At 67.7% G+C, this 14,030-nt stretch carries 10 protein-coding genes; 7 read left to right on the top strand and 3 right to left on the bottom strand.

Annotated features, from left to right (window positions below; all coding sequences use genetic code 11):
- Positions 1-112: 112 nt before the first annotated feature.
- Positions 113-505, top strand: coding sequence for a hypothetical protein (locus GXW74_RS22935; RefSeq protein WP_211848925.1), 393 nt, complete (start codon positions 113-115; stop codon positions 503-505).
- A gap of 321 nt (positions 506-826) precedes the next feature.
- Positions 827-1,138: a DCL family protein gene (locus GXW74_RS22940; protein WP_211848926.1), complete on the top strand. Its 312-nt coding sequence runs from the start codon at positions 827-829 to the stop codon at positions 1,136-1,138.
- Here the strand turns inward: GXW74_RS22940 and GXW74_RS22945 are convergent.
- From GXW74_RS22945 to GXW74_RS22955, 3 genes are all read right to left on the bottom strand, one after another.
- On the bottom strand, positions 1,135-3,666 hold the full coding sequence (locus tag GXW74_RS22945; protein ID WP_211848927.1) for a DEAD/DEAH box helicase: 2,532 nt from the start codon (positions 3,664-3,666) through the stop codon (positions 1,135-1,137). The two genes, GXW74_RS22940 and GXW74_RS22945, sit on opposite strands and share 4 nt — an antisense overlap.
- Positions 3,663-4,781, bottom strand: coding sequence for a HamA C-terminal domain-containing protein (locus GXW74_RS22950; protein WP_246523940.1), 1,119 nt, complete (start codon positions 4,779-4,781; stop codon positions 3,663-3,665). Before GXW74_RS22950 ends, GXW74_RS22945 begins: the two co-directional genes overlap by 4 nt.
- A 1,152-nt stretch (positions 4,782-5,933) precedes the next feature.
- Complete coding sequence (locus GXW74_RS22955; protein ID WP_211848929.1) at positions 5,934-6,185, bottom strand: DUF1127 domain-containing protein; 252 nt, start codon at positions 6,183-6,185, stop codon at positions 5,934-5,936.
- A 146-nt stretch (positions 6,186-6,331) separates the two neighbouring features.
- Between GXW74_RS22955 and GXW74_RS22960 the strand changes: the two genes are divergently transcribed.
- The 5 genes from GXW74_RS22960 (at position 6,332) to GXW74_RS22980 (ending at position 14,015) form a co-directional block, all read left to right on the top strand.
- On the top strand, positions 6,332-7,246 hold the full coding sequence (locus GXW74_RS22960) for a transcriptional regulator GcvA (RefSeq protein ID WP_211848930.1): 915 nt from the start codon (positions 6,332-6,334) through the stop codon (positions 7,244-7,246).
- Positions 7,243-8,379, top strand: a complete 1,137-nt coding sequence (locus tag GXW74_RS22965) for an MFS transporter (protein WP_211848931.1) — start codon at positions 7,243-7,245, stop codon at positions 8,377-8,379. The genes GXW74_RS22960 and GXW74_RS22965 overlap by 4 nt, the downstream gene beginning before the upstream one ends.
- Before the next feature lie 139 nt (positions 8,380-8,518).
- A complete protein-coding gene (locus GXW74_RS22970) occupies positions 8,519-8,923 on the top strand; it encodes a hypothetical protein (protein ID WP_211848932.1) in 405 nt (134 codons plus the stop codon).
- A 48-nt stretch (positions 8,924-8,971) separates the two neighbouring features.
- Positions 8,972-10,483 (top strand): efflux RND transporter periplasmic adaptor subunit, encoded by a 1,512-nt coding sequence (locus GXW74_RS22975; RefSeq protein ID WP_211848933.1) that lies wholly within the window; start codon positions 8,972-8,974, stop codon positions 10,481-10,483.
- A gap of 10 nt (positions 10,484-10,493) precedes the next feature.
- On the top strand, positions 10,494-14,015 hold the full coding sequence (locus tag GXW74_RS22980) for an efflux RND transporter permease subunit (protein ID WP_211848934.1): 3,522 nt from the start codon (positions 10,494-10,496) through the stop codon (positions 14,013-14,015).
- Positions 14,016-14,030: the final 15 nt, after the last annotated feature.

Raw genomic sequence — 14,030 nt, forward strand, 5'->3', positions numbered from 1 at the left:
TCGCTGACCCATCGATGCCTCGCCTCAGCCTTCACGAGGCTCAGCGAATCACCCCATCATCCACTCACCAAGGCGTTTCGCAGAGGTCTCCCGAGGCGCTGAGGACCGCGGCATGAAGGGAGCGACCAACATCACTGTGCGAGTTCCGCTGAAGATCCGCCGGCGGCCAGGGCGGAAGACGGTGGTGACACCGGTGGTGCGGGAGGGTGGCGATGCTGCCATCCTGACGCGCGCGGACCCTGCGCTGGTGAAGGCGCTGGCGCGGGCGTTTCGGTACCAGCGGCTGCTGGATGAGGGGCGATATGCCACGATCAGCGAGATGGCGGCGGCGGAGCGAATCGAGCGAGGGTATCTCGGCAGCCTGCTACGGCTGACGCTGCTTGCGCCGGGTATTGTGGAATCGATTCTCGATGGACGAGTTCCCAAAGGCATTGCACTACCATCCGTTCTCGAGCCATTGCCTCAGGTCTGGCAACACCAGCAGCAATACCTCATTCGCCGGTAGCGGCTCCTCGCCAATACATCAGCTCTGCGCCCGAGTGCACCATTCGAACGAGGATTCGCGATACCTGAAACCGGCCTTCTGCCCAGCTTCGAGGCTACGGGCGGCTCGACGCCTAGTAACGGCGTCCGGATGGGTTTTGACCTCGCTCCAAAGCAGCCGGCTGATCAAATTGATTGGGTAAAGACGAGCTTGCAATGCTCGCAGCAGAGCCTGTGCGACTAAACTGCGGTAGTCGATCATAAACCACACCCATGATCCGCGTTTGGCAGGATGTGTCACCATGGCTATGTTTCCTACCAAAGATTTGGAGGAGCTTGAACCATGGGGCGTGCTAAGCCGGTTGTTCTGGCGGGCAGGACATTTTCCAAGCAGGGTGATGCTTGGACGTACTTCGCCGATATGCTGAAACGCTACGTCCCAGGCGATCGCGTCTCCGCGGACGATGAAGCAGATCTTGCGGAGTTGCTTAAGCGGCATCCTCAGGCTGATGAGAAGATCGGTTGCGGCATCGACCATTTCGAAGTGCAGGAAGCCGACTACGATACACAGTGCTTCCGCGTCGTCCGGACCGACGGGACGTGGGAGCGGTTTTCCTTCCACGTTTGTGTCGCGCCAGACCGCAAATGGGGCTAGGCGTGGCTACGAAGTGCGCGTTCGACCTCCTCACGCATGAGGCGTGACGACAGGAGTGTGTCCATGGCTTGGTCTCGCAGCCATTTGAGCGCGGCCGCCATGTCCATGTTCTTGTCCATCGCCTCGTGAGTGAGCGCGCGTGCAGTCACGCGCGTGATGCCGATGCCCAGGAAGCTGATCATCGTCTGGTCAGCCGCGCCCACCTCCAGAAAGCTCGGCAGGTTGGGCAGCCGCGCCGCGATCGCTTCGTGCCCAGTCGTCCTGAGGACGTAGGCGAGTACCGACAAATAGCAGGAGGTCAGCCGCAGGTACTTGAAACGGATATCCTGCTCGATGTCCTTCAGTGTCTCGCGGATGCTCTTCGCGATATCGGTGCCGCCGGTCCGCCGGTGATTTTCGTTGACGATCTCGGGCACCGGATCGCCACGCATCCACCGGACGGCGATCGCCGCCATCCGGCTATGCAGCTTCTTCACGTCGAGCGACAGTAACTGTCGGTGACAGATCTTGAACACCTCCGATAGGCGGACATAGGCGTCGTCGTCCCGCGGGTGCCTCGGCATCAGCTCCTCGATCCGCTTCGATCCGCCGCCCTTGATCTCCGATGCGAGATAGTCTGCAAGACGCTGCTGCCGGATCGCCGAGACGGTTGGCGATTCTGCAAGCACGGCCAGCGGAAGCCGTACGCGGTCGCGCGCGACTTCGAGCGCAGCGGAGAGGCTGGCGCGGTCGGCCGCTGGAACCCCGTAGCGATTGAACGTGTCCGCAAGCCTCCCGGACATATGGTCGGAAAGCAGCCTGGCGAACGTGGCCTCCAGCGAAAGCCGCTCTTCGGTCTCCAGAGGTGGGTTCGCGTTCTCGGCGCATTCTATCAGGCGCACGACGTCCTTTTTGAGCGTGCGCCCGATCGAGCTCGCGATCTCTATCTCGTGGGGCGCGTCGACATACTTGATGTCCCAGTCCTGGTAGTCGATTAGGAAGATGTTTCCTTGAAGCTCCTTCCCGAGACGACCCGCCCGACCAGCGAGATTCCAGAATTCTGCGGGGTCGAGATTCTCCTTCTTCGCGCCCTTCTTCGGCTTGCAGACGAAGAGGTTGGCCGCTGGGAAGTTGACGCCCTGGATCAGCGTGCTGGTCGTCACCAGATACCGGATATGCCCTTCCGCGAAGGCGGTTTCGATGCCACGGCGCACGAGCGCGGGAATCCTTCCGTAATGGAAGCCCACTCCGCGCCGCAGACATGGAACGAGATCGTACTTGCTGTGAACCGCGTTTTTCACGAGCGCGATCAGGTCGGTGATGGCTTCGACCGGCTCGACGTCTTTGAACACATCCTTCAGGCCCTTCGCGATGTCCTCCGCATCCTTGGGGCCATTGGCATACAGGATCGATGGCTTGTCGCGTCCGAAGCGCTCAGCGACCCTGACAAGCCGCTCCTTGATCGTAGGCAACGGACGCTGAAGATCTGCATCGCCAATCAGGGACTGAGTGCCGTCGGAGAGGCGCTCGATGTTGACCCTTCCGACTTCGAGCGAGCGCGTGTTCACCAGGATCAGATTCTGTACAACGCTCGGCGATCGGCTCTCGACCTCGCGTAGCAGTTTGAGATTGAACATCGCCCCGAACGCCTGGGCGTTGCAGATGTTCGGTCCCGCGAATACGACCTGAGCTGACGGGTTTCGCTCCAGTAGCTGGTCAACGACGTTGTGGAGTAGAACGCCACGCGCGCCATCCTCAATTCCCTGCGCCTCGTCGCAGATGATCAGACTCGCGCGAAAGTTGGGATGCGATGTTAGGATTGCCTGCAGACGCTCCTGTGTCAGCACATAGATGGCCGGCTCCCTAAGCTGCACATCGGCGGAGAGCGGGATGGTCACCAGCGACAGCTGTTCGAGGCCCTCTTCCCGCATCCAAGTCGCAACGGCGTCGCCGACCTGCGCGATCAGTGCGCGGCTCGGCACGAGATAGACCGCTGATGTGAGCTTCCCGGCTCGCGCCCTGGACCGAAGATGAGCCTGCAGGACGAACGATTTGCCCGCCGATGTCGGGGCGGAGATCGCCACGTTGTCACCGCTTTCCAGCACGTTCCAGAGCGAACGCTGGAAATCCGTCAGCTCAAGCGCACCAGTTCCGACGGCCACCCGGTTCAGCTCCCGCCGAATCTCTTCGGCAATGGCGAGGCGCGTCGGAAGGCGAGCGAACTGTCCTACGGCCGGTGCGGTCTTGAGAGCCGGGAAGTTGCCCATCTGGGTGAGCACGATGCGGAGCACGCCATCAAGACCGGGAAGACGTTCCCGCCCCAGGTCCGCCGCGCATGCGACGGCCGAGAAGGCTGCCTTAAGATGTTCGGGCTTGTCGCTGGTCGACAGGATGGCTGCCGCCTGCGCGCTCTGGGCGAGAAGGCCCTCCGCAATGTCGGGATGCTCCTCGACCTTCAGTTCTCGGCGAAGCCACGCCGCTCGCAGAATGGCGAGCTGATCATGGAACGTCTGATTTTCCCAGACGCGGGTGATCAGCTGCTGCATCATGCCGTCCATCCGATCTGCGTCTGGAAGCGCTCGCGCATCGCCGCGACCGAGGGCACCGGTAGGAAGAAGACATGCAAGTCGTGGACGGGCACCGCGTGCTTCTCTAGGGCAGCATCGATCCGAGCCTTAAGATCCGGAAGCGCGTTTTCGAGATGCTCGGCAAAGACTGCCTCCATCTTGTCTGGGGCGACGCCCTCCAGCTTCGCGAACGCGTCGAAGTCAAAGGCAATCAGCATGACCGACGTGTCGAGCCGCTGATTAGACTTTTCGTTGTACGGATCAAGGAAGTCTAGGATGGCGGCGCTCAGCTCCTCGGGAAAGCCGTCCAGATCCGCATGCTGTTCGATAAGGAACAGCTCGTGCGCCATCTTGTCGTTCTCGACATTCTCAGCAACCGATTCCGCCGCCTTCATGATGGCGTCGCCTACTGACTGGTAGCATTTCGACTCTCCCCAGAGGAGCCGCAGCGCGCCGGCACTATCCTCCAGCCTGAAGTGGATTCCGTCGGACCCATGGACGGGCATCTGAGAGTTAGTTTTGAGGCTCATCTTGGCGACCAGCTGGGGTGCGCGAAGAACGGACTCGATCAGCAGATATGTGATCACCTCGCCGAACTCGCCATTGCGATTGGTTTCCCGGTTCGCCTTCTTGAACAGGTCCACCGCGCGACGGTGGAGGCGTACGGCGTCCTCCATAACCTTCGCCGCCGGCATGCCGACCCAGCGCTCCTGGGCTTTGCGCAGTTCGCGGCGGGGAAGACAGAAGCCGACCAGCTTCGTGACCAAGATGTCTACGAAGTCCTCCACGGTGGGCCTGCCGCCACGAAAGGCAACGTAATGGGCGTGCACCGAGACGTCCGAGCGGCCGCTCGAGGAGCGATTGACAATCGTCCTGAGCCTCGGACCCAGGTCGTCATGCCCAGTGGCCAGAGAGGAGACGAAATTATCAAGATCGATTGTTCCAGCTGAATCGCCGCTATCATCCATAGAATCGCGCCGTTCGACATCTGCTTCGAGACTATTCGATGCCGGAACCACAGCAAGATGTCGAGTGTCGGTTGTCAGAGGTTGGATGCGCGACAGCCACCGCCTGAGTTCGGGCAGCCGCGGGGCCATCTTCAGCAAAGGGCATTCAGCGGGCTTCTCGATGACCTCGAAAGTTTTGCTCCGGAAGTTTTGCCGGCCCGGAATCGCCCAACTTTAGACGGTTCGGGCGTGGACCGACGGACCTAGCCGCACTCCGAGCAGGTCATCAGCCCGTGCCTCTCCTGCGCCGGCTCAATTGCATAGCCGCAGCGCATGCAATTCGCGCCGTCGTCATCGACGTCGAACGGGTCCGCTACGTGCCTCGCGGGCGGCGTCGGATTAACCTCCTTGCGAGGCCGCCCTCGGCCGCGGCGTGCGGCGGCATCAGGCGCTTCAGCCACGTGCATCGATCCAGGTGCCGAGGATGCCTCCTTGGTCGCCGCAGGTTCCCAAGCCGGCATTACATGCGTCGTGGGTGCTGTCGCAGCGTCGGCGGCAGGCGCAGGGGGCGCGGGCGTCGCGACCGGTCGCTGTGCTCGAAAGCCCCCGTCCCAGGATGCAGCGCGTACGCGTGGGTCCAATCGCTGTGGGCGATCCTTGCTCCCCGTGCCGGATCGCAGGTGCACGACTTCCACGGTCCTGCCGCTGCCGGCGCCGTTGCGACGCGGGATTCTCAGCGTTTCGCGCCGGTTCGTCGGCTCCGGCTTGTCGTCATTGAAGCGGGCGAAGACGCGGTCGATGTCGTCCATGGACGTCCAGTATGGCGAGGTGAGGCGGCATTTCGACGCCGCAGAGAAGCTTGGTGGTCGATCGACATTTCGCAGAACAGCGCGATTGGAGGAGCGGTCGATTTACCGACTTTCGGCGCCGGGGGCGAAAAAATAAGACCGTAATTCAACGGCTTAAGCTTGAGGGTAAAATCGGCCTACCCTCAAGGTTCGGAGACTCTCCGCTCTCTCCGGCCGAAATTCGGCGGTGGTTGCGCCCTCGAACCATCAAGGTTCGCCCGCAAACCGCGGCCAAACCTGCGCGACAGCGCGGGTCACCGTGCAGGAGAGACAGGTTGTGAGAGAGAAGAATGGAGCAGCGGTGGGAACCCGAATCTAACCTTCTCTGGCCTGAATTCACGGTCGTCTGATGCCGTAGAGGCCCGACGATCCGCACCAGTCGGCAAGTCAGGGTCTCCGCGGCTGCCACCGGACGGCGGGAGAAGTATCCCCGCCCATCCGGCAACCGGGCCGATCACTGCCGCCAGAAGGGCTTGCGGCATTCGGCTCGCGCCTCGGCGCGTGTCAGCCCGAGGTCTCGCAGAATATGGTCACTGACCACATCGAGGTCGGTGTAGCCGACCAGCGCGCGCCGCTCGCGATACCGCTGCATCCACAGTCTCACGAGCGCGACGAGGTGGGCGATCCGGTTCTCCGCCCGGTCGTGATCGACCATCGTTCCGCTCATGCCGATGGTCGGCCCGGCGGGTTCGATGGCGAGGCGCATGCTTGAACGCATTTCCGTTGCTCCTGTCCTGGCGACCTGCGGCCGCTCGCTGTTGAGGAGCCGGATGAATAAGGGCACGGTGCGATGGACGTCGAAGCATCGTTTCTCTAGCCTGCCCTAGTTTTCCTCATGCCCTCCCGGGTGCCATGCCGCGTCGCCTGCCGCCGCTGAATGCGCTGAAGGCCTTCGAGGCCGCCGCGCGGCACGAGAGCTTCACGCGCGCCGCCGAGGAGCTCTGCGTCACCCAGGGCGCCGTCAGCCACCAGGTCAAGGCACTGGAGGCGGGCCTCGGCCTGCGCCTGTTCGACCGCGGCACGCAGGGCCTGGTCATCACCGAGGCCGGGCGCGCCTATCTCGAAGTCGTGCGCGACGCCTTCGACCGCATCGCCTCCGGCACCGAGCGCCTGCTGGAACGCCAGGGGGCGGGCACGCTTACCGTCAGCACCTCCCCGAATTTCGCGTCGAAGTGGCTGGTCCATCGCCTCGGCCGTTTCGCGGAAGCGCATCCCGAAATCGAATTGCGCGTCAGCGCCTCGCTCCAGCACATCGACTTCGCGCGGGAGGATGTGGACCTCGCCATCCGCCACGGCGACGGATCCTGGCCGACGCTACACGCGACCCGGCTGTGCGAGGAAGCGCTGTTCCCCGTCTGCAGCCCGGCCTTGCTTCGTGGGCGCCGTCCGCTGCGCGCGCCAGCGGGACTGCATCACCACACGCTGCTGCACACCAACGACCGCCGCGACTGGTCGCGCTGGGTGGAGGAGGCCAGCGCCAAGGGCGTGGATGCCGGGCGCGGCCCGGTCTTCAACCAGGCGAGCATGACGATCGACGCGGCGGTGGACGGCCAGGGCGTGGCGCTGGCGCGCACAGCGCTTGCCGCCTGGGATTTGCTTTCGGGCCGGCTGGTGCAGCCCTTCGGCCCGCGCCTCGCGGTGCCTTATGGCTACTGGATCGTTGGACCCAGGGCGACATCCGGCCTGCCGAAAGTGATCGCCTTCCGCGACTGGCTGCTGCGCGAAGCGGCGGAGGACACGCGCCGGCTGCGGGAGATCCTGACGTGACTGTGGTGACGACGCGCCTGCTCTGGGCGCGCGCACTGCGCGACTTCGGTGACGGTTTCGTAGCGGTGCTCCTGCCGGTCTATCTGACCGCGCTCGGCCTCGGCCCGGCCGCCATCGGCCTGGTCGCGACGCTCGCGCTGCTGGGGTCGGCGCTGACGACGCTCGGCATCGGTGTGGTCAGTGGCCGGTTCGGGCAAAGACGCCTGCTGATGGCAGCCTCGGTCGTGATGGCGGCGAGCGGATTTGTCTTCGCGGCGACGGATGCACTCGCCATCATCCTCCTCGTCGCCCTGGTGGGCACGATCAATCCCTCGGCCGGCAGCGTCAGCATCTTCGTGCCGCTGGAGCATGCCGTGCTGACCCGCGCCGTGCCGGACGCGGAGCGCACGCGCAGCTTCGCTCGCTACAGCCTGGTCGGCGCCATGGCGGCGGCGTTGGGCGCGCTCGCCGCGGCCTCGCCGGATCTGCTGGCGCGGACCGGGCTGTCGGAGATCGTCGCGTTGCGCGCAATGTTCGTACTCTACGCCGCGCTCGGCATCGCCGGCGGGCTCGTCTATCGCAGCCTGCCGCGGGAGGCGCCGGCTGAGGTGGGCTCAGGCCACAGCGTTCTCGGCCCGTCGCGCGGCATTGTGGTGCGGCTCGCGGCTCTGTTCTGCGTCGATTCCTTCGCGGGCGGCTTCGCGGTACAGTCGCTGCTCGCGCTGTGGCTATTCGAGCGCTTCGACCTCTCGCTCGCCGAGGCCGGGCTGTTCTTTTTCTGGTCCGGCGTGCTCTCGGCCTTCTCCTTCCCAGTGGCGGCCTGGCTCGCCACCCGCATCGGCCTCGTGAACACCATGGTGTTCACCCACATCCCGTCCAGCCTCTGCCTGATCGGGGCCGCCTTCGCGCCGCAGGTGGAGGTCGCGCTCGGACTGCTGCTGCTGCGCGCGGCGCTGTCGCAGATGGATGTGCCGACGCGCTCCTCCTACGTCATGGCCGTGGTGACGCCCCCCGAGCGCACCGCCGCGGCCAGCTTCACGGCTGTGCCGCGCAGCCTGGCGGCGGCGGCAGGACCGGCGATTGCCGGGGCGATCTTTGCGGCAGGGTGGCAGGCGACGCCCTTCATCCTCTGCGGTGTCCTCAAGATCGCCTAGGACTTCGCCTTGCTGTGGGCGTTCCGTCAAATCCGCCCGCCGGAGGAACGCCAAGCCTAGAACGCTGCGTACTGGACAGACGCGGCGCGCGAATGCTACCCGCCGTCGCGTGCCGAAATCCGTTGTCCGCCGCGTCCGGATGCTGCTCGCTGCGCTCATGCTCCTGACCGGAGTGCTGGGCCAAGTGGGACATGCCTGGGCGCATCACGGTGGTCCCGACCCTGCGGCGGCTTGGCTCGCAGCCCTTCAGGCCGAACGCGACTGGCTCGCCGGTGGCGCCGCGGATAGCAACGATGCGTCGGTGCAGGTCTTCGGTACCGAGGGCCGCCACAGCCATGGCGACGGGCCCGCGCATCAGCATGACGGGCCGGACGGTCTCCTGGCCGACCACGCCCATGGGGTCGCCTTCCTGCTGCCCGCCGCATCGGGTCTGGCTCAACGTGACCTCGGCGCATCCATGACCCGGGCCTTGTTCGCCCGACTGTCCGGGGCGCCGTCCGGCAATCTCGACCGTCCGCCACGAGGCGACGCAGCGCTCGCCTGAGCCACCGGCGCCACCGCGCCGGCCCGCGTCGTTTCTCGTGGAGTTCCCATGCCTCATCTGCTGTCGCGCGCCCGTGCCGGGCTGCGCCGCCTTGCCCTGTGTTCACTCCTGCTTGCCACGCCCGCCTTTGCCGGCCCTGGCGGCCCTGACCACCAGCATGGTCCGGAACCCACCGCCACGGCCCTGCCGCAGAGCCCAAGGCTCGTAGCCGTCTCCGAGGCCTGGCAGCTCGTCGGCATCCTCAAGGGCGGCGCGCTGACGCTCTACCTGGACCGCCAGGAGGACAACGCGCCGGCCGCGGGCGTGACGCTCGACCTCGACATCGCGGGCCGGACGGTTCGCGCCGAGGCGCAGCCGGACGGCAGCTTCCGCATCCCGGCCGAGGCGCTCGGCACCGGGGAGATCGAGGTGCTCGCCACCATCGGCGGCGCGGCGCCCGACCTGCTGGTCGGCACCATCCGGGTCCCTGGCGCTGCGGCCGCACCCGCCGCGGCGCACGGTCACTCCCACGCCCTCAGTGATTTCTTGCACCGCCGCATCTCGGTCGAGACGGTGCTCATCGCCCTGGCCGCCACCGGCGCCGGCGCCCTTGCGATCGGCTTCCTGTTCGGCCGTCGCCGCGCCGGCATCGCGGTGCTGGCGCTGACGCTGCTGGCTGTCTCGCCCTCGACGGCGGGGCCGGGCGGCCCGGACCACAGCCATGGCCCCGAGACGGCAACCGCCGAGGACGGCGACGCGCCGCGCCGCCGCGCCGATGGCATGGTCTTCGTGCCAAAGCCGACGCAGCGCCTGCTCGAACTCCGCACGCGCCGCGTCGTGCCGGAGGAGACCGCGCGCCGCGTCACCCTTGCCGGCCGTGTGCTGCCGAGCCCGGACGCGCAGGCCGTCGTCCAGCCCGCGACCGCCGGCCGGATCGTCGCCATCGACGGCGCCCTGCCGCGGCGTGGCCAGGCGGTGCGCGCGGGCGATGCGCTCGCCCTCGTAGTGCCGTTCGCCGCCGCTACCGGCGAGATCGCCGGTGCGGAAACGCTGCGCGCGCCGGCCGATGGCGTGATCGCGACCGTTGCGTTGGCCCAGGGCCAGACGGTTTCGCCCGGCCAGACCCTGGTGGAGATCCTCGACCCCGCTCGCGTGCGGATCGAGGCCGAGGCCTTCGCGCCGCTGGCGCTCGCGCCCACTGCCGCCGCCAGCATCGAGGCGCGCGGCATGGCGCCGGTGCCGGCCGCCCTGCTCGGCCGCGCGCCCGCGCTCCGCGGCCAGACCGCGCTGCTCGACTTCGCGCCCCGCGCCGCGGACCATGGCCTCGAGATCGGCCGCCGCGTGCAGGTCGTGGTGGAACTGCCGGAGCGCCGCACCGCCATCATCCTGCCGCGCGACGCGGTGGTGCAGGCGCCGAACGGCCTGCCCGTGGTGTTCCGCCACGCCGAGCCGGAGCTGTTCGAGCCACGCATCGTGCGCTTCGAGCCGCTGGACGCGACCCGCGTCGCGATCCTGGCCGGCATCGAGCCGGGCGAGCAGATCCTCGTCCAGGGCGCCCTCCTCGTGAACCAGATCCGCTGAGGGGGCGCGCATGTTCAACTTCCTGGTCTCGGCCAGCCTTCGGCACCGCGTCGCGGTGCTGGCGGCGGCGGCGCTGCTCGTCGCCTATGGCCTCTATGTCCTGCCGCGCGTGCCGGTGGATGTCTTCCCCGACCTGACGCGGCCCTCCGTCACCATCATGACCGAGGCCGAGGGCCTCGCGCCGCCCGAGGTCGAGCGGCTGGTCACCGCGCCCGTCGAGGCAGCGCTGCGCGGCGCGCCGGGGCTGGCGCGCATCCGCTCCACCTCCGCGCCCGGCCTGTCCATCGTGCTCGCCGAATTCGAGTGGGCCGCCGACCTGACCGCAGCGCGTGCCGATGCGGCAGAACGCCTGACGCGCCTGCAGGGACGACTCCCGCCAGGCCTCGCTCCGCAGATGGGCGGCATCGGCACGGTGATGGGCGAGATCCTGCTCATCGCCGTGACCGCGTCCGGGCTCGATCCGGCCGGGCTGCGCGACGTGGTGGAGGCTCAGGTGCGCCCGCGCCTGCTCGAAGTTCCCGGCGTGGTGCAGGTGAACCCGATCGGCGGTGCCGTGCGGCAGATCCGCGTCAGCCCCGACATGGCCGCGCTGGCCGAGGCCGGTATCGGCATCGACGCCATCGCGCAGGCGATGGCCCGCGTTGGTGCCTCGGCCGGTGGCGGTTTCATCGAGAGCCGTGGCGTCGAGTTCGTGCTGCGCGCCAGCACACCGACGCCGGACCTCGACGCGCTGCGCGCCCTGCCGGTGGCAACCCCGCGCGGCGCGGTACCGCTCGGGACGGTCGCCGAGGTGGACTTCGCCACCCGCACCCGTCGCGGCGATGCCGGCTTCAACGGCCAGCCCGCCGTCATCCTCAGCGTCCAGAAGGCGCCGACCGCCGACACGCTGCCGACCACACGTGCGGTCGAGGCGCGGCTGGCGGAGGTGCAGGCGTCGCTCCCCGCCGGCGTCACCGCGAACCAGATCCAGTTCCGCCAGGCCGATTTCATCGAGACCTCGATCCGCAACCTGCGCATCGTGCTGATCGAAGCGGCGATCGCGGTGACGCTGGTGCTCGCCCTGTTCCTGCTGAACGGGCGGGCGACGGCGATCTCGCTGACGGCGATCCCGATCTCGATCCTCGTCACGGTACTGGTCTTCGACGCCTTTGGGCTGACGTTGAACACCATGACGCTGGGCGGGCTGGCGATCGCCATCGGCGAGCTGGTGGACGACGCGGTGGTGGATGTGGAGAACATCCTGCGCCGCCTGCGCCAGAATGCCGAGCGACCCAACCCGCTGCCATCGATGGTGGTGATCGCGCAGGCAAGCCAGGAGGTGCGCTCGGGCATCCTCTATGCGACCTTCATCATCGTACTGGTACTGCTGCCGCTCTTTGCGCTCGCCGGCCTGGAGGGGCGGCTGTTTGTCCCGCTCGGGGTCGCCTACATCGTCTCCATCCTGGCCTCGCTGCTGGTCTCCATCACAGTCACGCCGGCGCTGGCGAGCTTCCTGTTGGTAAAGGTGCCCAAGCGCGCGCATGGCGACACGCCTGTGCTGCGTGCGCTGAAGCGTGCGCAGGCGCGCGTGCTTCAGGGCGCCTTCCGCCGGCCGCGCCTGGTGATCTGCGGCGTGGCGGGGGCGGTGGCGCTGGCGGCAGTCGGTGCCGTGCTGCTGCCGCGCGCCTTCCTGCCGCCCTTCAACGAGGGCACGGCCCTGGTCGGCATGCGTTTTGAGTCGGGCATCGGCCTCGAGCAGAGCCAGCGTCTCGGCCTGATCGCCGAGCGCCTGGTGATGCAGGTGCCGGAGGTGGTGAGCGTGGGCCGTCGCACCGGCCGCGCTGAGCTCGACCCGCATGCCGAGGGCGTGCACGCGGCCGAGATCGACGTGACGCTCCGCCGCTCCGACCGCCCGCGCGAGACTGTGTTCGCCGAGATCCGAGAACGGCTCGCGGTGCTGCCAGCCTCGGTGGTGATGGGCCAACCGATCAGCCACCGCATCGACCACATGCTCTCCGGCGTGCGGGCGGCGCTGTCGTTCAAGGTGTTCGGCGAGGATCAGGAGGCGGCACGCATCGTGGCCCAAGGGCTGCGCGCGCGCATGCAGGCCATCCCAGGCCTGGTGGACATCAATGTCGAGGCGCAGACGCTGGTGCCGCAGGTCGAGATCCGCGTTGACCCGGCCGCCGCCGCGCTGCACGGGCTGACGCCGCAGGCCGTCACCGCGGCGGTCGAGGCGCTGGCCGGCGGCCGCGTGCTCGGCGCGCTCGGGGAGGGTACGCGGCGGACCGAGATCGTCCTCCGCCTGCCTGAGGCGGGGCGCAATGCCGACGCGCTGCGCGACCTGCTCGTGCCGACGCCGCATGGCGCGGTGCCGCTGGAGCGCCTCGCCGAGGTGGTCGAGACCACGGTGACGAACCAGATCCTGCGCGAGGACGGCGCGCGGCGCATCGTCGTCTATGCGAACAGCGACGGCTCGCGCGACATGGCGGCGCTCGCCGCCGATCTAGCGCGGCTGGTGGCCGAGCCCGCGCCACCACCCGGCATCCGCATCGTGCTGGACGGCACCTTCCGCGCGCAGGAGGCGGCAAGCCGGGCCATCGCCATCCTCGGCGCGGTCTCGGCGCTGCTGGTCCTGCTGGTGCTGTGGCAGCGCTACCGCTCCGTCGTGCTTGCGCTGATCGTGCTGGCGGTGGTCCCGATGGGCCTTGTCGGCGCCGTCGCGGCGTTGTGGATCGCGGGGCAGCCGCTCTCGGTCGCTTCGATGATCGGCTTCGTGACGCTCGTCGGCATCGCGGCGCGCAACGGCATCCTGAAGGTCTCGCACTGGATCAACCTGGCGTTGCATGAGGGCGAGACCTTCGGGCCCGGCCTCGTCCTCCGCGGGACGCTGGAACGGCTAGGGCCGGTACTGATGACCGCGCTGTCGGCCGGGCTTGCGCTGGTGCCGCTGATGATCGGCGCCGGCGAAGCGGGGCGCGAGATCCTGCACCCCGTGGCGGTGACGATCTTCGGTGGGCTGGTCACCGCGACCCTATTCGACGCGGTGCTGACGCCGGTGCTGTTCCTGCTGTTCGGGCGGCGTCCGCTCGAACGCCTGATCGCCGCGCGCGATGCGGCGGCTGAGGCCGGCGCTGCGCCCGGCCACCACCTTCTGAACCCGAAAGGAGAGACCCCGATGAACCGACGCATGATCCTGGCCGGCTTCGCCGTTACCCTTGCTACCCCGGCGCTCGCCCAGCAGCGCGAGCGACGCGGCCCGAATGGTGGGCTGCTCGCCGGGAGCGACGGACATGAGGTGGAACTGGTCGCCAATGGCACGGCGATCCGCGTCTACCTGGTGAATCACGGCCGTGTGGCGCCGCCGCGCAGCGGGGCGACGGCGCGGATGGTGATCCAGGAAGGCCAGGCGAACCGCACGGCGGCGCTCACGGCCAGCGGCGACGGCTTCTCCGCCACGCTGGAGACGCCGATCACGCCAGGCGCCCGCGTGGTGGTCACCGGCCGCATGCCGGACGGCCACACCGTCCAGGCGCGCTATGTGATGCCCTGATGCACACGCACGGCC

It is taken from the genome of Neoroseomonas eburnea (genome assembly GCF_018129005.1).
Taxonomy (GTDB): domain Bacteria; phylum Pseudomonadota; class Alphaproteobacteria; order Acetobacterales; family Acetobacteraceae; genus Neoroseomonas; species Neoroseomonas eburnea.

What these genes read in the sequence shown, in the direction of transcription:
- GXW74_RS22935 (WP_211848925.1), top strand. Translation starts at nt 113, where the DNA reads ATGAAGGGAGCGACCAACATCACTGTGCGAGTTCCGCTGAAGATCCGC.
- GXW74_RS22940 (WP_211848926.1), top strand. Translation starts at nt 827, where the DNA reads ATGGGGCGTGCTAAGCCGGTTGTTCTGGCGGGCAGGACATTTTCCAAG.
- GXW74_RS22945 (WP_211848927.1), bottom strand. Translation starts at nt 3,666, where the DNA reads ATGATGCAGCAGCTGATCACCCGCGTCTGGGAAAATCAGACGTTCCAT.
- GXW74_RS22950 (WP_246523940.1), bottom strand. Translation starts at nt 4,781, where the DNA reads ATGGCCCCGCGGCTGCCCGAACTCAGGCGGTGGCTGTCGCGCATCCAA.
- GXW74_RS22955 (WP_211848929.1), bottom strand. Translation starts at nt 6,185, where the DNA reads ATGCGCCTCGCCATCGAACCCGCCGGGCCGACCATCGGCATGAGCGGA.
- GXW74_RS22960 (WP_211848930.1), top strand. Translation starts at nt 6,332, where the DNA reads ATGCCGCGTCGCCTGCCGCCGCTGAATGCGCTGAAGGCCTTCGAGGCC.
- GXW74_RS22970 (WP_211848932.1), top strand. Translation starts at nt 8,519, where the DNA reads ATGCTGCTCGCTGCGCTCATGCTCCTGACCGGAGTGCTGGGCCAAGTG.
- GXW74_RS22975 (WP_211848933.1), top strand. Translation starts at nt 8,972, where the DNA reads ATGCCTCATCTGCTGTCGCGCGCCCGTGCCGGGCTGCGCCGCCTTGCC.
- GXW74_RS22980 (WP_211848934.1), top strand. Translation starts at nt 10,494, where the DNA reads ATGTTCAACTTCCTGGTCTCGGCCAGCCTTCGGCACCGCGTCGCGGTG.